The following is a 23486-nucleotide window of genomic DNA, read 5'->3' as shown; positions in this document are numbered from 1 at the left end:
TTTTGTTATTTATTATAGTTTATCTAGTTATTAATGTCTGATAGTAAATTTAAATTCTGTTTTGCTTTCGAATTTGTCTTCGGGCTTGAGTATTATCGAAGGGTATTCCGGATTATTAATGCTGTCAGGGTAATGTTGGGTTTCAAAGCATACAGCACTTTGAGCTGGATAGCACTGTCCGTTTTTACCGATAAAGTTACCTGTCATCCAGTTTCCTGTATATACTTGTACTCCGGGCTGATCTGTATACACAGTCATCTCGATGCCTGTTTTGGGAGAATAGCATTCCAAAGCTTGCACATATTCAGTTTCGTCTTTTTTGTTTAGAATATAGGTGTGATCGTATCCTCTAGCCCAGACTAGCTGATCTGTTTTTTCATTAATATTCAGTCCAATCTCGTGAGGAGTACTAAAGTCCATAGGAGTACTTTCCGTTTTCTCAGGTTTGCCGTATGGTATAGCCGTTTCATCGGTAGGTAGATAGTAATTGGAATTAATTTTTAAAATGTGATCCCCAATATTCGGATCTCCTGCTCCAGATAAATTAAAGTAAGCATGGTTCGTTAAATTCAGAATAGTAGTTTTATCAGTTGTGGCTTCATATTTAATTTCAACCGAATTGTCGTTCGTTAAAGTATATATTACTGTAACTGATAAATTCCCGGGAAAACCTTCTTCTCCGTCTTTGGATAAATAAGAAAGAACTAATGTTTGCTGGTCCATTTGTTTAGCATCCCAAACTACAGAGTTAAAGCCTTTCAATCCTCCATGTAAATTGTTAGGTCCGTTATTGATTGCTAATGTATATTCTTTTCCCTCTAAAGTGAATTTTCCTTTTGCAATGCGGTTTCCTGTACGTCCACAGATTGCTCCGAAATAAGGCTCTTCCGAGTTTATAAATTCATCTATGGAATTGTGTCCGGTAACTACATCAATAAAAGCACCTGTTTTATCGGGTACCATTAATGATACTATTCTTGCTCCGTAATTAGATATTGTAAGTTCTGCTCCTTGTTTGTTCTGAAGAATAAAAAGTGAGGTGTGTTTTCCTTCAACAACTTTTTCGAAATTCGCACATAATAAACCCGATTTAGTTGTTTCTATATGATTATTCATGCTTATTAGTTTTAAAATTAGATACAGAATAAAGATCTTTCTTTAGTACGTAAAATTATTATGACTATCTTTCTATACCTAAAAAAAATAGGTGTTCTAAAACATATATTTTAAACGTTTAAACTTTTGCGAAAATCAAACTTAACTCTTTCTTATAACATCTATAAACACAAATTCTAAATCTTTATAGCTGTTGTGAAAAGTAGATTTGATATATTAAGTATACATTTGCACGAAAGTCTTTAGTAAATGTACAAATAATATTTTAAAATGAATCGATATTTCTTTATTGCGATCTTTTTTTTAGTGAGCTTTTTCTCTTCGGCACAAACCTACGAAGAATTGGTCTCAAAATCTCTTGACTATTTGGATGCAAAAGAGTATGCTGCTGCTGAACTGGCATTAAAAGAAGCTATGCGTAAAGAGCCTGCTAATGAGGGGAATATTTTGTTATTAGCTAATCTTGGTACAATTCAACGACATCTGGGTAAATCCGAAGAGGCGTTGATTTCATATAGCTCCGCATTGAGTAAATATCCTAATAATATTTTTGTTCTTCAGAATAGAGCAGCTTTATATTGTGAATTGGATAGTTTGAATGCTGCAATGAAAGATTATAATATTATCTTATCTATGGATGAAAAAAATATTGAAGCACTTTACCGGAGAGGTTTGATCTTTATGAGCGAAAAGAATCTATTAGCAGCCGAAAGTGATTTTGAACAAATATTAGAGATAAACCCTGAAAATGTATTGGCATTAAGCAGCCTGGCTTTTTCTCTAAAGAGTAGGGGAGAATGGATAGAGGCAGAAGATAAATATACAGACTTAATATTTAAGTATAAAAATCAACCTGAGTTTTATGTAAACAGAGCTGAGTGTTATTTGCAGCTTGATAAAAAAGGCAGAGCTAAAAGCGATTTAGATAAAGCTCAACAACTGGGATATAATGATCCATTATTGTATATACTAAAAGGGCAACTGGATATTCATCAGTTTGATAAATTCAGTGCAAAGCGTAATTTTGAGAAAGCTCTCGAGATGGGTGCTAATAAAGAAATAATCAAGCAGTATTTATTATTATGTAAATAAAAAAGGAGCAAACTTTTTGTAGTTTGCTCCTTTCAGTTTATTTTTTGAATCTATGTTTTTTTAGCCTCTTCTAATTCTTATTTGGATAGCATTGTTAACAGGCTGCTCACTTACAAAAATAAGATAACCGCCTCCGCCTGCACCACTAATTTTCCATCCATCAACAGAATCTTTATACTTTTCGAGTATCTCTAATATATCGTTTGATATCATGTTGGGATACATTGTTATTTGTGCCTCAAAACTTTGAGTCAAAGCTTGCCCAAAGCTTTTCGTATCTTTATTATTTATGGCTTTCCAACAATCAAAGGCTGCTTCACTAAGCTTTTTGACATTTTCGGGAGTGATATTGGTATTGCTCAATACATCATAATTGTCATGACGGGGATATAGAGGTACTAGCCATAGATGTTGTTCAAGCCAATCCAAAAGCCCATTGTCCAATTTTGTTTCTATGTCAGATGGCCAGAAACTACCGGTATAATGAAATTTGTTTAGACCTGGCATAACTAACCCTAATGCATCTTGAGAACCACTCACATATTTTGTTCCGGGAGGATTTTCAAAACAGAAAAGAGTTTTAGCTAGTTTCTCTTTATTTCCAGATGGAATATCAACTTGCCATAATTCAATAGCTTTCTTACGAGAACTGGTCGACATTCCACTTCTGTCATTGAACTCATAGTCAGGTTCTATGCATATAGTAAGCACAGATCCTGCACATAATTCACTAACATTGGGCTGATCGAGCCATCCTCCGGCTAAATCTATGCGATAAGGTATCTTACATTCTTCCCTTAATGCAGTGGTAGATCTGCTAGGGAGGTTTCCATGTGGTACTCTTTTACTTACTACATACTCTATACCCAGGTCTTTACATAGTTCCTCTTTCACAGAACTGTGTCCGTCTGTGTTGACAAAGAATATATCGGGTTTAAGTTGCTTTATCTCTTCGAGGAAATCTATAATACCACTTCCTTGATTAATCCATGCATCTTTAACGGTCTTAAGTGCCTTTACCATATATAACCTCTCTTGGTCATTATTTATAGTCTTTCTGGCTTTAAGTTCTTTTATTGTTTTGTCTGACCCGATACCTACATACAGATCGCCAAGTGTTGCAGCTTCTTCAAAGAATGCTACATGCCCACTGTGAAGCATATCATAACATCCACTTACAAATACCTTTTTCATATTCTCAGTTTAGTGTATAATTCAGTTTAGTATGTTGATTATAATCTTGACATCAATATTTCTCTTACAACTTCAGGTGTGATATTTGATTTTTCACCGAGTGTCCATCCGCGACCTTGCAATTTAGAGCATACCTTATCAATTGATTCTTTGTTTAATCCGTAATCCGAAAGGTGTGTTTTTATTTGTATTTCTTCGAAAAAGTTTTCTACAGCTTTTATTGTATTATCCAAGCGTTCTTCCCTCGATAAATTATTATATATTCCAAAAACCTGTTGACCTAGTTGCAGAATTTTTTCCGCTTTTTGTTCTTTAAGTATAGTCATTACTCCAGGTAATACTATCGCTAAAGTCTGAGCATGATCAAGACCATATAATGCTGTAAGTTCATGCCCTATTTGATGAGTAGCCCAGTCTTCGGGTACACCACATCCAATCCAACCATTTAGAGCCCAAGTTGAAGCCCACATTAAATTAGCTCTTACATCATAATCTTTAGGTGTTTCCAAAGCTTTAGGTCCTTCTGTTACCAAAGTAGTAAGTATCGATTCTGCAAATTTATCTTGTATCATTGCATGTACAGGATAAGTTAAGTATTGCTCTATAACGTGAACAAAGGCATCAGCAACACCATTACTTACTTGTCTTGTTGGTAATGAGTAAGTTACTTCCGGGTCTAGAATGGAGAATTTCGGATATGTATATGCTGAGCCGAATGCTAATTTATCTTGAGTGGCTACTTTTGTTATTACAGCACCGGCGTTCATTTCAGATCCTGTTGCTGATAGAGTAAGGACAACACCAAATGGCAGTGCTTTATTTATTTTAGCCCTTTTGCTTAATATATCCCAAGGGTCATTTCCTTCGAAGCAAGCTGCTGCTGCAATAAATTTAGTAGCATCAACAACCGAACCGCCACCTACAGCCAAAAGGTAGTTTATTTTCTTTTCATTAATATACGAAACGACTTTCATGCAAGTCTCATAATGAGGATTCGCTTCAATGCCTGAATACTCAAACCATTCGAAAGACGAAAGTGCTTTTACTACTTGATCGTAAACACCATTTGATTTGATGCTTCCTCCACCATAGATAATGAGAACTTTGCTATCAGCTGGTATTTCCTGGCTAAGGTCTTTTATAGTATCTTTTCCGAAAATGATCTTTACCGGATTGATAAAACTGAAATTTTCCATAAAACGTTATCTATAATAAGTTAGGTTGATATATTATTAACTGTTTTTTGTGACAGATAAATAACTTAGTTTAATCGTATTTTCCTTAATTTTCTTATCAGGATATCTGAATAAACAAATTCAGGATCTTCTATTGCGTGGTTTTCTACCACAGACCAATATATTACAACGATATCGTTATTTACAATATTTTTGTCCTGAGAGAATTCGTATAAAAAAAGATGTTCTTTTTCCTCTGCTTTTACACATAATCGGGAATAATCTCCCACATCTTTATATCCTTTAAAACGGACTGTATCCATATAAATAGTATTTTTGTTGAATATACTATTGAGATTATCCATATCTAAATCAAGAAGGGGTAGTTTTCCAATTATAGTATCATTTTCTGTTAAACTCTCTTTTGGTGTTATAGCTTTAACACTGCTAAAGAGAAAAAGAAAAATAATAAAAGCAATTGGTGAAACCTGTATGTGTATCATTAATCCATTCTCATGATATTAGCACCCAGTTGATTTAGTCGGACATCTATATTTTGATACCCTCTATCTATCTGGTCAATATTATGAATTGTACTTTTACCTTCAGCACACATTGCGGCAATTAATAATGCGATACCAGCACGAATATCAGGAGATGTCATAGTCGTAGCACGCATAGAACGCCTTCCTGTACCAATAACAGTTGCACGGTGTGGGTCGCATAAGATAATTTGAGCTCCCATATCTATCAGTTTATCCACAAAAAATAAACGGCTTTCAAACATTTTCTGATGTATCAATACACTTCCTTGTGCTTGTGTGGCTACTACTAGTAATACACTAATAAGGTCAGGGGTTAGCCCCGGCCACGGTGCATCGGCAATAGTTAGTATCGAACCATCAATAAAAGTATCAATTGTATAGTCCTTATGTCTGGGGATATGGATATCATCACCTCTGCGTTCTAATGTTATTCCTAGACGACGAAATGTATCGGGTATAATACCTAGCTCATCATATGCAACATCTTTGATTGTAATTTCAGAACCTGTCATAGCGGCCATTCCTATAAAACTGCCGATTTCTATCATATCAGGAAGAATTCTGTGAGTTGTTCCTCCTAGGGACTCTACTCCTTCTATTCTGATCAGATTAGAAGCAATTCCTGTTATTTTTGCTCCCATGCGATTCAGCATTTTGCAAAGTTGTTGCAAATAAGGTTCGCAAGCAGCATTATATATAGTTGTTTCTCCTTCTGCCAATACTGCAGCCATTATTATATTTGCAGTACCTGTCACCGAAGCTTCATCTAAAAGCATATATGCTCCTTTTAATTTATCAGCTGTGATAAAATAGATCTGTTTATCACTGTCATAATTAAATTCAGCTCCCAGTTTTTGTATTCCTTCAAAATGGGTATCTAAGCGGCGACGTCCAATTTTATCACCTCCCGGTTTAGGAAGTAAGGCTTTTCCGAAACGAGCTACCAATGGTCCGATAATCATGACAGAACCTCTTAAAGATGCACTTTTCTTTAAAAATTCAGGACTCTCAAGATATCCTAAATCTACATTGTCGGCTTTAAAAGACCATGTATTTTCATTAATGCGTTTAGTTGTAACACCCATATCTCCTAATAACGAAATAAGATTATTTACATCTAGTATATCGGGGATATTTTCTATAATTACTTCTTCCGGAGTTAATAGGACTGCACAAATAATTTGTAACGCTTCGTTTTTAGCGCCTTGTGGTATAATCTCTCCGTTTAAGCGGCAACCGCCTTCTATAATAAATGATGCCATGGTATTTTCTTTTTAAGTAAAGTCTTTAATTATATTTTGCCAAAATGAAAAGAAGGTTTGAGACCTTATAATATTCTTACTTCGGGTTCTAAATTGATATTAAATTTATCGGCAACTGCTTGTTGTATTTCTTTCATGAAAAGAACAATGTCATTGCCATCTGTTGATCCATAATTTACAATGATAAGTGCTTGTTTGGGATATGTTCCTATCTGACCTATTTGCTTGCCTTTATATCCAGCTCTGTCTATAAGAAATGCAGCAGATGTTTTGATTAATCCATTTGGTAATAGATAAAGCGGAAGATCGGCATACTCTCTTTGTATATCTTCAGCCACTTCTTTTGTAATATATGGATTTTTAAAAAAACTGCCACAGTTTGGCAATTCTTTTTCATTGGGTAATTTTCTTTGTCTGATACGAATCACAGCATCTCTTACCTCCTTTATTGTTGGTTCAGCTATTTCTTCCAATTCCTTATTGAGGTCTGCATACTTCGGAGTATAAGTATATGATCGGTTTAATAGAAATACAACAGAGATAATTATATAATTATTCTGTTTCTTAAAGATACTATCCCGATAGGCAAATTCACATTCCGAGTTTGAAAATGAAACGACTTCCAAAGTATCCATATTAAGGGCAACCACTTCATGTATACAGTCTTTTACCTCTGCTCCATATGCTCCTATGTTTTGGACAGGTGAAGCACCTACGGTTCCCGGAATATAGGATAGGTTTTCTAAACCTGCATAACCTTTATCCACACAATAATCTACTAACTGATCCCAATCTTCAGATCCCATTACTTCAAGGAATACATGCTCAGAATCATCTGATTCGTCTGATATTTCTCTGATTCCCTTTATGATGGGTCTAACAACCAGTCCGTCAAAATTTTGAGTGAAGAATAAATTACATCCTCCTCCCAGTATGAGTTTAGGTTCTTGCGGATGATCACTCAAGCATTGTCGAAGTTGATTAATATTTGTAGGTTCACAAAATATCTTAGCAAGAGCTTCTGTGCGAAAAGAGTTATATTGTTTTAACTGAGTATTGTATTGATACATGTTTTATGGTGAATGTAAAAGATCTAAGATCTTTTTATTACTTTAGTTGATAGATTATTTTCGGTTTCTTTTTATAACAATTCCTGCGATGCCGAGAACGATAAGACCTCCAATTATCCAAAGTATAATTTCCCAGTTGTTAATGACAAACTTTATAATAAATATAAGAGCTATAATAACAGCAATTACCCCACATATCAGAAGCCCTTTTTTTATTGTCTCCTTATTGGAATTACTTTCAACAACTTCCTTAATTGGGTTTTCTGTATTTGTTGACATGCTGTTTGCAGGAACTACTTCTTCGAAAGGAACATATTCTTTTTCTTCATCCGAAATAGCAAGAGGCTTGACTTCTTCATAATCGATATCTTCTGGCAAATACTGCTCAGGTTCACTTTCTTCTTGAATCGGAATAGTGGCTATATTATTTACAAATTGTTCTTGTTCTTCTGTCTGTTGAGAAGTATCTGACCCCGATGGAGGAGGCAGATGGTCTTTTATATCTTCCAGTTCCGTAATATCCCGTTGGATATTATTACTGTCAATTTGATTATTAGGAGTATTGTTTTCAGACAATCTTATAATTGTATCAACACGAGATGATGCGATTTTTGTGTCAAAATCATTATTTTCGACCATTCTCAATAATTCCGATTCTATTGCCGGATACTTTTGGATAAGAGATCGGCAGGCATCGGCAAAATCACGAAAGCGATTAATTTTTTCAAGTTTTATCCTCATTTCATCTCCCCCTGAGGTAGATAAATCCAGGATTTTATCGGCAATAGCAGACTTTAGATTGTCCATAACAGTTATATACTGTGATTATTATTACTACTATATTAATTGTCCTTTAATAAATTTAAAGGTTTGTATTTTATCTGTTTGCGTACATTTGTTCGTAATATTTCAAGTAATCGCCTGAGGTAACTTCTTCGACCCACTGCTGATTATCAAGATACCATCGAATTGTTTTTACAATTCCCTTATCAAACATTGTTTCGGGCGTCCATCCTAATTCATTGGAAATTTTCGCCGGGTCAATAGCATATCTCTGATCATGACCTTGGCGGTCTTTTACGAATGTTATCAGATCGTTATTCATCCAAGATATATCAATACTTCCATCGGAAAGGGTTTCTCTCTTTTTTAGAACCGAGCGATACTGTGGTTCTTTCTCCATAATATCATGTATAGTTGATATAACAAGTTTTACAATATCAATGTTCTTCTTCTCATTGTGTCCGCCAATATTATATACTTCGCCAATACGTCCTTTGTTGATAACTTTGTCAATTGCTTTACAATGGTCTTCTACATACAACCAGTCACGAACATTACTGCCATCACCATATACAGGTAGATTTTTACCTTCGAGAATATTACGAATAATAAGTGGTATAAGTTTTTCCGGAAAATGATATGGTCCATAATTATTAGAACAACGGGTGATATTAATTGGCATCTTGTAAGTTTCACCATATGCTTTAACTATCAGATCTCCTCCTGTTTTAGCTGCACTATATGGCGAATTGGGATCGAGTGGAGTTGTTTCTGTAAAATAGCCTTCATCACCTAAAGATCCATATACTTCATCAGTTGATACCTGTAGATATTTTACACCTTCTTTCCATATTGGATAATTATTTTCATCCTTGCCATCTGTCCAGTATTTTTTTGCTGTATCAAGCAGATTCTGTGTTCCTAATATATTTGTTTGTAGAAAAATTTGAGGATTTTCAATACTGCGATCTACATGGCTCTCTGCTGCAAAGTTTACAACATAATCGATTGTGTTTTCGCTGAAAATTTTATCAGTCACAGTATTATCACAAATATCACCTTTTACGAATTTAATTCGCGTATCTTTTAATTCTTCAGATAAAGTTCCCAAATTTCCGGCATAGGTCAGAGAATCTAGTATTATAATTTGTATATCCGAATATTTATTTAGTATATATTTGACAAAGTTGGCTCCGATAAAGCCCGCTCCTCCTGTTACTAAGTAAGTCATATGTGATATTGTTTTTTATTAATTTTCTTTTTAGTAAAAATACGTAACTATCCCAAATTTTATGAGGGTAAGCTATAAGTTTTTATAATGCCTGCCAAAGCAATAAAAAAACTATGGCTTTTAAAAATACAAATTTATAAATTAATACTGTAAATATGATTAGAGCTTAAATTAAGTGTCAATAAACTTTGTTTATGATACTTAACTAAACTTATTGTACCTGAAAAGCTTTAGATACTTTAAATTGTACTCCGGTATTATCTCCGACCATATCGGATTTGTCATAAGAAAAAGCTCCAGAGAATAGCCATCCGCTAAGTTTGTCATTGCTATAAGTAGCTTCAAGCATAGTTGAAAACTGATTACGTATACTTCGCGATGGAATTAATGGAGTTCCCCAGCTTTGAGAATAGGTTAATAATGCTCTATATTTTAGATCATTATTTATGTAACCGGTTATTCCCCCATGAAAAGAGGATAAGCGAGTATTAAAAACCGTAAGAGAACTGCCATTGTTATATATAGGAGATGTTAGAAGAGGGTTTCCCATGACAAATCCATAATTACTTAACGATATATAATCAATATGATTGTAGTAGTTGTCGCCTCCGCTAACCTGAACGGGTATTTCTTCACTTTTATCCCATAAGAATGGACCCGATTGATCTTTTGTATGTAGATATTCAAATAATACCCCTGTTATCCATCCTTTCTTTTTGAGATTTAATTCAATACCATATAATCCATCAGGAACACTTTTGAAGAATAGACCCGAATGATCTTCAAAAAAACGCTCAATATAAGCTTTTACTGTGTAGTTCTCTTTTCTATAATTGGTGATAAAATGTAAACTTCCATATACGTTTCCTAATATATTAACCTGATCTGTCATGTTTGAATCACTGCCTCCTGACATTGGAACTAATACTCTGAAGAAATCTTTAAATCCGGCAGGACTACTCCAACGATATTCTCCGTCTTTATAAAACTGACCACCCCATTGTGTATCCATTTCCAATCCCATAATAAAATTCCAAACAGAATTATTTTCGAATTTTAAGAATCCGTACTTTCTGTGATATAGTATTTCTTCCGCATAATAACCATCTGCAGCATTGTTTCGTTTAAATTTATCATCAATGAATTTCCCGTAGGATATTCCTCCCATAACTTCAAGTAATCCTTTAGTATATGGTACAGTCACAAAATCCGGAAGGCTGGCTTCTACTTGAGGAATTGGTCTTGCATTATTCGAAAGAGTCATACCTCCTGTACTAAGTAGTTCATTTTTGAATAGAGGAGCCCGCTCCTTAGAGCCAATGGAAAGTTTTATATTTCTATAAGCAAAATCAGCATATAATTGTTGAAAATGAAAATCAGAATTTAAATTGTGAGCGGCTACAATATCCACTCCAAGTTGAAGTTTTAGTTTATCTGCCAGTTTTTTCTTAGCAAAAGTTTGTACTCTAAGATACCCGCTATTGCTTTCAGTGGAGCCTAACCCATATTGATTGTTAGTAAGCCAGAATGGGGCATTATCTCCATCAGAGAATGTTCCTAAGGTTCCGATATTTATATCTATAGCCGTTTTTTCTGATAGATCATTATCAGGTACTTGTGCAACACAAATTAAAGATGAGGCAAGGTAAAGAAGAAAAATTGTCGAATATTGTTTCATGTTTAGCGTATCCTGTTTTCACGAATAAATAAGAGACAAATGTAATAAAAAAAGATAGATCTATATGACGAGCTCTTTTTTGTTTTCAGAAGTATAATATTCTGGTGCGAGATGCGATGGATTTTGGGGATTTGTATTCGTTTTTTTATTATATTTGCGACAATTTTTTTACAAGAATAAAGTATTTGCTATGAGCCGTAAGTTTACAGAATACAATAATTTCAATTTGTCTGATATAAATAAAGAGATATTAGACAAATGGAATCAGCATAACATATTTCAAAAAAGTTTGGAGATACGCGAAGGTGCTCCAACGTTTGTATTTTATGAAGGTCCACCTTCAGCAAATGGTATGCCCGGTATTCATCACGTAATGGCTCGTACTATCAAAGATATTTTTTGTCGTTTCAAGACGATGAAAGGTTTTTTGGTGAATCGTAAAGCCGGATGGGATACTCATGGTTTACCGGTAGAGCTTGGTGTTGAAAAATCACTGGGGATAACCAAAGAAGATATTGGCAAGAAGATTTCTGTACAAGAATATAATGATGCTTGCCGTAAAGAGGTCATGAAATATACCAAAGAGTGGGAAGATTTAACCACCAAAATGGGATATTGGGTAGATATGAACGATCCTTATATCACATACGATAATCGTTATATTGAAACTCTGTGGTATTTGCTTAAAGATTTATACGGTAAAGGGTATTTGTATAAAGGATATACAATACAACCTTATTCACCCGCAGCTGGTACGGGACTTAGCTCACATGAACTGAACCAACCCGGTACTTATCGTGATGTAAAAGATACTACATGTGTAGCCCAGTTTAAAGCAATTGATACGAAGCCTGAAATGAATGGCTTTGGTACTCCGTACTTCTTGGCTTGGACAACTACTCCTTGGACCTTACCTTCTAATACAGCTCTGGCCGTAGGTGGAGATATAGAATATGTGGCTGTACAAACATATAATCCATATACAGGAGATAAAATGACTGCTGTTGCAGCCAAATCTCTTGTCGCTGGTCTATTTAATCCGAAAGCAGCAGACTTGAAGCTCGAAGATTATAAGCAAGGTGACAAACTGATACCTTATAAGATAGTCGGAGAGTGGAAAGGCTCTGAATTGGCAGGAATGAAATATGAACAGCTTATTCCTTGGGTAAATCCGGGAGATGGTGCGTTTAAGGTAATAACAGGTGATTTTGTTACCACAGAAGATGGTACCGGTATAGTGCATATCGCTCCGACTTTTGGAGCGGATGATGCCAAAGTTGCCAAAGCAAATAATGTGCCTGCATTAATGTTGACAGATAAAGACGGAAATCTTCGTCCGATGGTTGACCTTACAGGGAAGTATTTTAAATTGGATGATCTAGATGTCGATTATGTAAAGAAATCAGTTAATGTTGACTTATACAAAGAATATGCAGGTCGTTATGTGAAAAATGCTTACGATAATTCTTTGACAGAGGCTGATGCTACATTAGATATAGATATATGTGTAATGCTTAAACAAGAAAATAAAGCATTCCGTATCGAAAAACATGTACACAATTATCCGCATTGCTGGCGTACTGATAAGCCTGTATTATATTATCCTCTGGATAGCTGGTTTATACGTACAACAGCTTGTAAAGGTCAACTTATAGAGCTTAATCAAACAATAAACTGGAAACCACAATCAACAGGTACAGGTCGTTTTGGCAAATGGTTGGAAAACCTGCAGGACTGGAATTTGAGCCGTAGCCGTTATTGGGGTACTCCTTTGCCTATCTGGCGTTCAGAAGATGGTAAGGAAGAGCTTTGTATAGGCTCGGTTAAAGAACTATATGAAGAAATAGCAAAATCGATTAAGGTAGGCTTTATGTCAGAAGAGCCTTGGGCTGGTTTTGAAATAGGTAATCTAGATAAAGCAAATTATGAAAAGATAGATCTTCATCGTCCTTATGTTGACAATATAATATTAGTATCACCTTCGGGAAAACCAATGAAGCGTGAAACCGATTTGATTGATGTATGGTTCGATTCGGGAGCTATGCCTTTTGCTCAGGTGTTTTATCCTAATATCAGTGCAGAGGAATTCGAGAAAATATATCCTGCTGATTTCATAGCAGAAGGAGTTGATCAAACCAGAGGCTGGTTCTTTACTATGCACGCTATATCGACCATGATAAATGGACGTGTTGCATTTAAAAATGTTATATCAAACGGTTTAGTTCTTGATAAAAACGGCAACAAAATGTCTAAACGCTTAGGCAATGGAGTTGACCCTTTCGAAACAATAGAAAAATATGGTTCAGACCCATTGCGTTGGTATATGATAACAAACGCATCGCCTTGGGATAATCTGAAATTCGATACTGAGGGTATAGATGAAGTTCGTCGAAAATTTTTCGGAACATTATATAATACTTATTCGTTCTTTGCATTGTATGCAAATGTAGATGACTTTAATAATTCTCAACTTCAGATTCCGATAGGAGAGCGTCCAGAGATAGACCGTTGGGTAATATCTCTGCTCAATACTTTGGTGAAAGAAGTGGATGAATATTACGAAACATATGAGCCAACGAAGGCAGGACGTGCGATATCTGATTTTGTAAACGATAACTTGAGCAATTGGTATGTTCGTCTGAACAGGAAACGTTTTTGGGGTGGCAGCATGACTGCGGATAAATTGTCAGCATACCAGACCCTTTACACTTGTTTGGAAACAGTAGCCAAACTGATGGCTCCGATAGCTCCTTTTTATGCTGATAAGCTATATCATGACTTGACTATTGCATGTGAAGCTGATAATGAATTGTCAATTCACCTTGCAGACTTTCCAAAGTACGATATTTCAGTTGTTGATAAAGCATTGGAAGAACGTATGCAGATAGCTCAAAGTATATCTTCTATGATATTGGCTTTGCGTCGAAAAGTAAGTATAAAAGTTCGTCAACCTTTAATGCAGATTATGATTCCCGTACTGGATCAACATCAGCAAGATGCCATTGAAGCTGTGCGTGATCTTATATTGAACGAGGTAAATGTAAAAGATTTGAAATACGTAGATAATGCTGCGGGTATATTGGTTAAGAAAGTAAAGCCTGATTTTAAGAAACTTGGACCTCGTTATGGTAAGATAATGAAACAACTTGCTGCTGTAGTTCAAGTGATGGATCAGACAGCTATTTCTCAATTAGAATCTGCGGGTATATATACATTTGATATCGAAGGTCAATCGGTAACAATAGAGTTGGCTGATGTGGAAATCATATCAGAGGATATCGAAGGTTGGTTGGTAGCTAATGAAGGACGCTTGACTGTTGCATTGGATATAACGATTACAGAGGATTTGCGAAAAGAAGGAATTGCCCGCGAATTGGTTAACCGTATACAAAATATTCGAAAATCGAATGGTTTTGATATTGTAGACCGTATAAAGGTGAAAATATCTGATTCGGACGAAATCAATAATGCAGTTAAGGAATATTATGATTATATTGCAGGACAGGTTCTAGCTGATGAAATTACACTGGAAGCCGATGTTGATGGTATGGAAATAGATATGGATGATTTTGTGTTAAACATATCTGTTGATAAAGTATAATACTAAAAATTATTATTAAACTCTAAAAGTGAACATTATGGGAGAAAAAACACGATACACAGATGAGGAGTTGGAAGAATTCCGCGATCTGATTTTGGACAAGTTGACAAAGGCTAAAGAAGAGTATGAAGGACTTAAAGCCTCTATTACTAATTCTGATGGCAATGATGTAACAGATACATCTCCAACATTTAAAGTGTTGGAAGAAGGGGCTTCTACCTTATCTAAAGAAGAGGCTGGCAGACTGGCACAACGTCAAATGAAGTTTATCCAGAACTTGCAAGCTGCTCTTATTCGCATCGAGAATAAGACGTACGGTATTTGTCGTGAAACAGGAAAACTGATTCCTAAAGAGCGTCTGCGTGCCGTACCTCATGCGACTTTAAGCATTGAAGCTAAAAATGGGGGAGTTAAATAATCCTTCGATTCATTTGTTACTTAAATATTATTAATAAGATATTTATAGAGAAAAAGTAGTAAAATTATTTCATAGTTTTACTGCTTTTTCTTCTCATGTTTGTGGTAAGATATCTGCCTTTTATTTTTCGGAACTATATTGATTAAAGTTGTTTCGATTAAATAAATCCGGGAGCTTATTATACTTATAAAAAAATTATGCAAAAATTACCAAAAGGGCTAGTTGCCGTCTTAGTTGTTCTTCTAGTTATAATCGCAGATCAAGTTCTCAAAATTTGGGTAAAAACTAATATGGCTCTCTATGAAAGTATAGATATCACCAATTGGTTTAAGATTTACTTTGTTGAAAACAATGGTATGGCCTTTGGTATAGAGGTTATAGGTAAATTATTCTTATCACTCTTTCGTATTGTTGCCGTTGGCTTTATTGGTTATTATTTATACCTTTTGGTGAAAAAGCATTACCCAAATGGCTATATTGCTTGTATAGCTTTAATTCTGGCGGGAGCCTTGGGTAATATAGTTGACAGTGTATTTTATGGAGAAATATTTACAGCCAGTTATCCGGGGCGTGTAGCATCTTTAGTCCCTTTTGGAGAGGGATATTCTAGTATCTTACATGGCAAGGTTGTAGATATGTTTTATTTTCCCTTGATACAAGGTGTATTTCCCGAATGGGTACCCGGTTGGGGTGGGGAGGATTTTATATTTTTTCGTCCGATCTTTAACTTAGCAGATGCAGCTATAACAGTAGGTATTGTATTGCTATTGATATTTTATCGAAAAACTTTATTAGAAACAATGCAGAAACCTGAGGACGAGGCATGAAGAAGCGTACGCTAACATATTATTTATTATCTTTTATTATTGGCTCGACAGTAATTACTTCTTGCAGTGGTGATAGAGATAGATTGTCTCGTGATAAAATGGTCGAAGTTTTGCATGATATTCAATTAGCTGAAGCTGTTTACCAGACTCGATTCAATGACTTTAGAGATAAGGAGCAAAAAGATGCTTTGATACAAGGTGTTTTGGAGAAGCACGGTATAACTCAGGCTGAATTAGATTCATCTTTGGTATGGTATGCCGATAATGCTGAAATTTATATGAGAGTAAATGACTCTGTAATTTCTTCATTACGAGAAGGGTTAGTGAAAATTGAAAAATTGCTACCAAGAGGATTAGACGCATCTAATGTAAATAACTCGATTTTACCGACTTATTACTATCTATCAGGAGATATTCCTACCTTAACTTTCAATATAGATTCTACGCAAGTTAAAAACTATCCTCAATTTTCTTTGGAATTCAATACACTCGGTATTCAAGGACGAATGAAAGGTGAGTTCGAAGTGTGGTTTGAATATGCAGATACAACAATTATTCAAAATCAATCACTAAATAGAGATGATCATTTTAAAGTGTTGGGGACCGCCGATACATTACCATTAAAAAATATCTCAGGTTATTTTCATATTGATTCTCGCGAAGTACTTAATAATAAAGTATTACTTTATAACATACTTCTAAAAAATATAGAAACTCCTAAGGATAGTACGACAACAAGTGTAGATTCACTATCTGTTAAATAATTACTTCGTCTTTTTCTTCTGAAGTTTATCTAAATACAATTAATTAAATATACTTTGAGGTTAATTCGGAGCTCTGTTGTATAATAAGATTGCTATACCAATAAATATTACATTGGGAATCCAAGCAGCAATCAGAGGGCTAACTAATCCGGATACAGCAAAGGTGGAACTCAGTGTCATAAAAAGAATATAAGACACACTTAGAAGGAGTCCTATACCTATATTTAGCCCCATACCTCCTTTTACTTTACGAGAGGATAGTGATGCACCAATTACAGTCAATATAAATGCGGATGCTATCGATGCGAATCGTTTGTGATATTCTATTTCGAATGATTGTATATTACCAATTCCTCTGTCCTTTTGTCTCTGTATATGCTTATAAAGGGCAGGAGTTGTCATTTGCTCGAAATCGTTACTCGAGATAAGAAAATCACTAGGGACGATAGTCAGTACTGTATCAGCTTTAGTTCCCGTTGTGATATGTTCTCTCATCCCATCAAATTCACGAATAGCATAATCGTAAATAGTCCAGTTATAGAGTGAATCATATTGTATACGATTGGCTGTAAGTCTGGAAACGAGTTCTTGCCCCTCAAATTTATCTAATGAAAAATAGAACCCCATTTTATCATTGTTGTCGTATCTGTTGAAGTAAGCTATTACACCGGGTTCTATTTGTATCTGTATACGCTCGGCGTACGTAACAGCCTTATTCTTGATATACTTATTTTGAAAATTGATTCTTACAACGTTTGCCGGTGGAATGATAAAGCTGGTCAAAAGAAAGCTTATTAAAGCTATAATTCCGGCAGATATCATATAGGGTTTCATTAACCGTCTAAAGCTTGTTCCGGAAGCAAGCATAGCTATAATTTCCGAATTATCGGCAAGCTTCGACGTGAAAAATATAACTGATATGAATACAAACAGTGCGCTGAACAGATTAATATAATAAGGAATGAAATTCAGGTAATAACTAAACAATATAGCTTTTACCGGCGCATCATTTTTGAGGAACTTATCAAGCTGCTCATTAAAGTCGAATACTACAGCAATGGATATAATAAGAATAATAGAGAAGACATACGTTCCCAAAAAATTCTTAATTATATATCTGTCTAAAATCGTAAGCATTAACTCAAAGTGTTATATTCGTCGTGCAACATCTTCTATGATGGAAGCTTTCCATGTTGTAAAGTCACCTGCAATAATATGTTTGCGGGCCTCTTTAACCAGTGATAAATAGAAAGCTAAGTTATGTATAGATGCGATTTGTAAAGCAAGAATTTCGTTAACAATAAATAAATGCCTTAAATATGCTTTACTATATAGAGTATCTACAAATGATGTACCTTCTGGATCTATGGGTGAAAAGTCATTTGCCCATTTCTTATTCTTCATATTCAGAATACCATTGCGAGTAAATAGCTGTCCGTTACGGCCATTTCGCGTTGGCATTATACAGTCAAACATATCTACGCCACGTTCAATTGCTTCTAGTATGTTGGCAGGTGTACCTACTCCCATTAAATAACGGGGCTTATCCTGAGGCAAGATTTCATTGACAATTTCAATCATCTCATACATCTTTTCTGTAGGTTCGCCTACAGCCAAACCTCCGATCGCATTGCCTTCAGCCTCTTTAGATGCCACATTTTCAGCAGCACGTTTTCTTAGATCGGGATATACGCAGCCTTGCACAATAGGAAACAATGCTTGTTTGTATCCATAAGTACATTCCGTTTCATTAAATCTGGTTATACATCGGTCTAGCCAGCGTTCGGTTAGTTCAAGCGATTTTTTAGCATAAGTATATTCAGCATCTCCGGGAGTACATTCATCAAAAGCCATCATTATATCGGCACCAATGGTTCTTTCTATGTCCATTACACGTTCGGGTGTGAACATATGCTTAGAGCCGTCTATGTGAGAACGGAATATTGCACCTTCTTCTGTCAGTTTTCGGTTATGAGCCAAAGAGAATACTTGAAAACCGCCGCTATCTGTAAGGATTGGCTTATTCCAACTATTAAATTTATGAAGACCACCTGCTTGTTCGAGTATCTCTAAACCCGGACGTAAATATAAATGATATGTATTACCCAAAATAATCTGAGCTTTAATATCATTCTCGAGTTCAGGCATGTGTACCGCTTTAACAGCACCTTGTGTACCAACAGGCATAAAAATAGGAGTTTCAATCTGCCCATGATCGGTAGTTATAAGACCAGCACGAGCTTTAGACTGAACATCTGTATGTTGAAGTTCAAATTTCATTCTTAATTTTCCGAATTATCATTATTTGTTGGACGAAGATTCTTCAGTCTCATTTTCCAAGTCGACTAATTGTACCAATACAATTGAGGTTTTATTTTTCTTTAAGACAGAAAATTCGTAGCCTTCGGCTTGTAACTTGTCATGAGTGTTGGGGATTCTGCCGAATTTATCAATTAAATATCCGGCTAGAGTATCATATTGCTTTGCTTTATCAATAGAGTGGGGCAATTGATTATTTATATCACTTATAGCAGCAGTGGCTATTACAGAATAAATATTATCTGAAATTTTTTCAACAAATGGTATCTCATTGTCATACTCATCTTGTATTTCGCCAACCAGTTCTTCCAGAATATCTTCCATTGTTATAATACCTTCAATACCTCCGTATTCATTGAGTACCATAGCTATTTGTTGGTGTTTGATCTGGAATTCCTTTAGAATCTGTCCGATACGTTTCGTTTCGGGAACAAAGGATACGGGTCTTACAATCGGACGAATATCTACTTCTCCGTTTTGGCGCATTTTCTTTAGAATATCCTTTAGGTGAACTATACCAATAATGTTGTCAATGCTATCTTCATAGCAAGGAATACGGGAAAAACCATCTTCAATTACTGTTTCCAGAGTCTCTGAGTCATAGTCATTCACATCAATTGCTAAAACTTGTGTGCGGGGAACCATAACTTGTCTGGCTGTACGTTCTGAAAAATCAAACGCATTTCTTATAATGTCATAATTTGAATCTTCGATATTACCGCTTTCTCGTACCTGATCAACAAGGTACTTTAATTCGTCGCTGCTATAAGATTCAGCTTCGGATGCAGTATGCAGCCCAAACATTTTAAGGATAAGGTTTGCAAATCCATTTAAGAGCCAAATGAAAGGGCGGCATATCCAATAAAAGCATTGTAACGGATATGATATGAACAGAGTAGTCTGCTCAGGTCTTAATATTGCTAATGATTTTGGAGCAAGCTCACCAAATACAATATGTAGAATTGTAATGATAAGGAAAGCTACGGGAAGTGCTATACCATGTGCTAATTCAGGACTCACATTTATCCCGACAAGTTCCATGAAAGTGATTATCATTTTCGAAACTACAGGCTCACCAATCCAACCTAAGGCAAGACTGGATAGTGTGATTCCCAATTGCGTTGCAGCCAGATATGCATCCAGATGACTAACTATGTGTTTTGAAAGAATCGCAAAACGATTTCCTTCTTGTGCTTTAAGCTCTAATTGTGAACTCCTTACCTTGACGATAGCAAATTCGGCAGCCACAAAAAAACCATTGAAGAAAACAAAAAGAAGAGTAATAAGAATATTAGATATCATATATCTATTAAAATGATGATATTACAAAGATAATACAATTGTGGTTTCACCAAAAGGATTAATTGTATTTTCGGATTAATATTTTGCTTTGGCTGTTATATGTTTGATTTCAATTTTGAATGTTGATGTGCGATTCCACGATTTATCCATGTATTGTTCTGCAATTTCTTCAAAACCGGCAGAGTATTTCTTTACTAAAAGTCGGAGAGCCTTCCTCTTTTCGTCATCAGATAGATTGGTAACAGCATCTCCAAAAGCAATGACACTTTCGTAAAGAGTCGTAAACTGGTTAGCGATAGGATCTGTTTTTCCCACTACACAGAAAGATACTTTATTATTTTTACTTATTTCATCGAGCTTTTGTCCTTCAGGAGCACAGTGGAAGTAAAGCGAATTACTTTCTTCTTCATAAGCATAACTGATAGGTATGCCATAGGCATACCCGTTTTCGGAAGTTCCTAATGAAAGAAATCCATATTCTGAATTTATTAATAGTTCTGTAATTCGCTCTTCTTCTAATACTCGGTTTTGTCGTCTTACTTCTCGAAACATAATTAATACAACTGTTTTATTACGTCAACTTTCAAACCATCAATTTTTCCATTGATTGCTTTCTTAAATTCATCAAAATGAATACTTGCATTGTGTAAGTCGATAGCTTCTTGTGATTTCCATACTTCAAGAATAGTATATTCCAGAGGGTTTACTATGTTTTTATGTAAATCATATGAGATATTACCTTCTTCTTTTCGTGTAGCATCTACAACGTTGTGAAGTGCAGTTAATACTTCTTTCTCATATTCTGATTTTACGGTAATAGTTGCAACAATTTTTAATTCATTCATTTTTGATTCTATTTATGATGTTAGTCTTGCTCTTTTGCTTGGTCTGTATATATAAAGATATATCAATAGGGCGAGTAATGAAACAGCTGATAAAATTAAAGAAAACCATTGGATAAATGTTCCATTAAACCATACTTCTATTTTTCCGGATTCAGGAACTGTTATCTCGATTAATCCATCTTTACTTTGTGTAACACTAATGTCTTGTCCATCCAAAGTTGCTTTATATCCTTTATAATAGAGTAGGGGGAGAACTATTTTATCATGTTGTTGAATTTGGATATCAAACTTCAACTGTGCCTTGTTTCTCTCGATATTGGATATTATGCTGGTAGTGTCTTGTTTATCTATAGCTTGCCCTCTGTCTACTATAAACTGAATTCGATATCTTATATCTTCGGTTTCTTTAGAAGGTACTACACTCGGTAAATATTCAGCACCTACTATTTCTAAGTCATCTAGATTATAATTGCCAGTATTAGTGATTTTATATGTATTATAACCTTGATAAACACCTCCTGTTGTTTTTAAGGAAAGTGTCACTCCTGCAATAATTAAGCATATTAGCAATAAAACACGATTTGTTTGTCTACCTACTATCGTCATGTATACTGCTCCTGCAAAAGCTAATAAGAAGCTCGCAGGTTGTAAAAGCCTGAAGGGAAATTGAAGAATTGCCAATTTATTAAAAGGAAATGTGTACCATGGAAATTGATCTGATACAGCAAAAATGAACAAGAATCCGCATATCATTGATATGTCTGCAAGCTTCAAAAAAGGATGCTTTCCTTTTATAGCAATACGAAACAAAAGTGGTATCATTAATAATACACCAATTGTTTCTATTCTTAATTTTTGATCAGTCAAACCACTAAACATTCCCCATAAAATACGACGTACGGCGTAAGATTGAGGACCAATTTCGTCAGCTAACGGATGAGTTTGAAAATAAAAAGAATTATCTCTTAACTGTTCAAACATGGGAAAAAGGAAGAATGAAGAAAGGAGGAGAGAAGCTACCCCTGCTATACTCAGATAAATAAGTCGTGATGGTGTCTTAATAATAGCTTTGTAGCAGATTATTAAAGCGATGCAGACTATTAAGAATATTAAGAAAGCGGATAATAAGTGTGTATATATTAAACACGTAAATCCAATAGTTATAATATACCATTTATGTTTGTAGTCGCCATAAATAATTTCATATAATCCCCAAAAGACAATTGGCAGAAAGGTGAATGAAATATATTCTCCTAATGCACCTCTATATGAAAAATCGATAATTCTATATATTGCAAACGTGTATAATAAGGAAAGGAGAAAAGCAATAACATTGTCTTTTGTAACTTTGCGTATGCACCAATAGGAAAAAATACCACACAAAATAGTATGTGTAAATATAATAAGCTTATAAGATGATGCTAGACCTATTGAAGGGATAAAAAGAGCAAAAGGAATAAGCATGAAATCTGGATAAAATAGATTGGCGGCGTATCCATATTCATTTAAAGTATGGGTATTTATATAAAAGGGAAATGTCCCGAATTTTATAGATTCGAATATAGCGTAGAATCTGTTAGCATGAAACATAAGATCGGTACCGCCTGCCGTAACTGTTTCATTAGGAAAATACCAAGCCATCATAAGTATTGATAATACAAATAGAATAACGATGAACAGAGCAAACTGATGCCGTTGATTACCACTTATAAAATCAGATGTTTTATTATAGAAATCTGAAATATTATTTTTTAATTTGAGAAAGTTCATTTAGATGTAGTAGAATGTTTTATATAGTCTATTATTTCTTGAGTATGAAGAATTACTTCTTTCTCAATTTTTGAAGTTAAGTTATTTAGTTCATTAAAATTAGGATCTTCAACCAATACTACTTCTAAAACAGAATATTTAGGCATGATTGTTTGATCTTTATTCCATTGGCTTGTTTTTAATAAGTTCCAATACTTTTTTTGAGTTTCTATATTTTGTCCCATTAACCAAAGCTCGAATCTTACTTTTTTATGATTCAAGACAATCCCAAATCTTAATTTTTCGTCTCGGAGAAAGTCATTAAAAAAAGGAAAATAGGTGAAATCCATGTAGCCGGGAGAAGTATTTCCAAAGAAAAATTGATCCGATAATTTCTTTGAGAAGTGTGACTTTAAAGCCATTACATATTTTACCAATCCTTTGTAGGCTTTTTGGATACCTTCTTTTTTTAATTCTTCCTTATAAACAGCAATGTAATCACTAAAGTTCTTCAT

The 23486-nt window shown here is 34.8% G+C and carries 21 protein-coding genes; 5 read left to right on the top strand and 16 right to left on the bottom strand.

The window, feature by feature from the left end:
• Positions 1-30: 30 nt before the first annotated feature.
• Positions 31-1116, bottom strand: a complete 1086-nt coding sequence (locus tag G7051_RS16745; RefSeq protein ID WP_166202102.1) for an aldose epimerase family protein — start codon at positions 1114-1116, stop codon at positions 31-33.
• Between the two features lie 270 nt (positions 1117-1386).
• Between G7051_RS16745 and G7051_RS16740 the strand changes: the two genes are divergently transcribed.
• Complete coding sequence (locus G7051_RS16740) at positions 1387-2208, top strand: tetratricopeptide repeat protein (RefSeq protein WP_166202099.1); 822 nt, start codon at positions 1387-1389, stop codon at positions 2206-2208.
• A 60-nt stretch (positions 2209-2268) separates the two neighbouring features.
• Here G7051_RS16740 and G7051_RS16735 read toward each other — a convergent pair whose 3' ends face one another.
• From G7051_RS16735 to G7051_RS16700, 8 genes are all read right to left on the bottom strand, one after another.
• Entirely contained in the window at positions 2269-3402 is a 1134-nt protein-coding gene (locus G7051_RS16735; protein WP_166202097.1) for an adenylyltransferase/cytidyltransferase family protein, read from the bottom strand.
• A gap of 38 nt (positions 3403-3440) precedes the next feature.
• Positions 3441-4598 carry an iron-containing alcohol dehydrogenase gene (locus G7051_RS16730; protein ID WP_166202094.1) on the bottom strand — a complete coding sequence of 386 codons (1158 nt, stop codon included), beginning with the start codon at positions 4596-4598 and terminating at the stop codon, positions 3441-3443.
• A 65-nt stretch (positions 4599-4663) separates the two neighbouring features.
• On the bottom strand, positions 4664-4900 hold the full coding sequence (locus tag G7051_RS16725) for a hypothetical protein (protein WP_166202091.1): 237 nt from the start codon (positions 4898-4900) through the stop codon (positions 4664-4666).
• A gap of 179 nt (positions 4901-5079) precedes the next feature.
• Positions 5080-6384 carry a UDP-N-acetylglucosamine 1-carboxyvinyltransferase gene (gene murA, locus G7051_RS16720; protein ID WP_166202089.1) on the bottom strand — a complete coding sequence of 435 codons (1305 nt, stop codon included), beginning with the start codon at positions 6382-6384 and terminating at the stop codon, positions 5080-5082.
• 65 nt (positions 6385-6449) lie between these two features.
• The gene (gene murB, locus G7051_RS16715) at positions 6450-7454 is read right to left on the bottom strand and encodes a UDP-N-acetylmuramate dehydrogenase (RefSeq protein WP_166202086.1); all 1005 of its coding nucleotides are present in this window, start codon (positions 7452-7454) and stop codon (positions 6450-6452) included.
• A gap of 54 nt (positions 7455-7508) precedes the next feature.
• Positions 7509-8261 carry a hypothetical protein gene (locus G7051_RS16710; protein ID WP_166202083.1) on the bottom strand — a complete coding sequence of 251 codons (753 nt, stop codon included), beginning with the start codon at positions 8259-8261 and terminating at the stop codon, positions 7509-7511.
• Positions 8262-8331: 70 nt separating this feature from the next.
• Complete coding sequence (gene rfbB, locus G7051_RS16705) at positions 8332-9468, bottom strand: dTDP-glucose 4,6-dehydratase (protein ID WP_166202080.1); 1137 nt, start codon at positions 9466-9468, stop codon at positions 8332-8334.
• A gap of 211 nt (positions 9469-9679) precedes the next feature.
• A complete protein-coding gene (locus G7051_RS16700) occupies positions 9680-11146 on the bottom strand; it encodes a capsule assembly Wzi family protein (protein WP_166202078.1) in 1467 nt (488 codons plus the stop codon).
• A 190-nt stretch (positions 11147-11336) separates the two neighbouring features.
• Between G7051_RS16700 and ileS the strand changes: the two genes are divergently transcribed.
• The 4 genes from ileS (at position 11337) to G7051_RS16680 (ending at position 16756) form a co-directional block, all read left to right on the top strand.
• Positions 11337-14747 (top strand): isoleucine--tRNA ligase, encoded by a 3411-nt coding sequence (ileS, locus tag G7051_RS16695; protein ID WP_166202076.1) that lies wholly within the window; start codon positions 11337-11339, stop codon positions 14745-14747.
• A gap of 37 nt (positions 14748-14784) precedes the next feature.
• A complete protein-coding gene (locus G7051_RS16690; RefSeq protein ID WP_166117304.1) occupies positions 14785-15165 on the top strand; it encodes a TraR/DksA C4-type zinc finger protein in 381 nt (126 codons plus the stop codon).
• Between the two features lie 197 nt (positions 15166-15362).
• Positions 15363-15992, top strand: a complete 630-nt coding sequence (locus G7051_RS16685) for a lipoprotein signal peptidase (protein WP_166202074.1) — start codon at positions 15363-15365, stop codon at positions 15990-15992.
• Positions 15989-16756 carry a DUF4296 domain-containing protein gene (locus tag G7051_RS16680; RefSeq protein ID WP_166202072.1) on the top strand — a complete coding sequence of 256 codons (768 nt, stop codon included), beginning with the start codon at positions 15989-15991 and terminating at the stop codon, positions 16754-16756. Before G7051_RS16685 ends, G7051_RS16680 begins: the two co-directional genes overlap by 4 nt.
• A gap of 60 nt (positions 16757-16816) precedes the next feature.
• Here the strand turns inward: G7051_RS16680 and G7051_RS16675 are convergent, their stop codons facing one another.
• The 7 genes from G7051_RS16675 to G7051_RS16645 form a co-directional block, all read right to left on the bottom strand.
• Positions 16817-17893, bottom strand: coding sequence for an LptF/LptG family permease (locus tag G7051_RS16675; protein WP_166202070.1), 1077 nt, complete (start codon positions 17891-17893; stop codon positions 16817-16819).
• Between the two features lie 12 nt (positions 17894-17905).
• A complete protein-coding gene (gene tgt / locus G7051_RS16670; RefSeq protein ID WP_166117300.1) occupies positions 17906-19036 on the bottom strand; it encodes a tRNA guanosine(34) transglycosylase Tgt in 1131 nt (376 codons plus the stop codon).
• A gap of 21 nt (positions 19037-19057) precedes the next feature.
• Positions 19058-20377, bottom strand: coding sequence for a hemolysin family protein (locus tag G7051_RS16665; protein ID WP_166202068.1), 1320 nt, complete (start codon positions 20375-20377; stop codon positions 19058-19060).
• Positions 20378-20452: 75 nt separating this feature from the next.
• Entirely contained in the window at positions 20453-20929 is a 477-nt protein-coding gene (locus tag G7051_RS16660) for a pyridoxamine 5'-phosphate oxidase family protein (protein ID WP_166202066.1), read from the bottom strand.
• A gap of 2 nt (positions 20930-20931) precedes the next feature.
• Complete coding sequence (locus tag G7051_RS16655) at positions 20932-21222, bottom strand: putative quinol monooxygenase (protein WP_166202063.1); 291 nt, start codon at positions 21220-21222, stop codon at positions 20932-20934.
• Positions 21223-21234: 12 nt separating this feature from the next.
• On the bottom strand, positions 21235-22992 hold the full coding sequence (locus G7051_RS16650; protein ID WP_166202061.1) for a hypothetical protein: 1758 nt from the start codon (positions 22990-22992) through the stop codon (positions 21235-21237).
• The gene (locus tag G7051_RS16645; RefSeq protein WP_166202059.1) at positions 22989-23486 is read right to left on the bottom strand and encodes a hypothetical protein; all 498 of its coding nucleotides are present in this window, start codon (positions 23484-23486) and stop codon (positions 22989-22991) included. Before G7051_RS16645 ends, G7051_RS16650 begins: the two co-directional genes overlap by 4 nt.

Source organism: Dysgonomonas sp. HDW5B, assembly GCF_011299335.1.
Taxonomy (GTDB): Bacteria; Bacteroidota; Bacteroidia; order Bacteroidales; family Dysgonomonadaceae; genus Dysgonomonas_A.
Note: the sequence above shows the minus strand (reverse complement) of the source record. Positions and strands in the feature narration are given on the sequence as shown.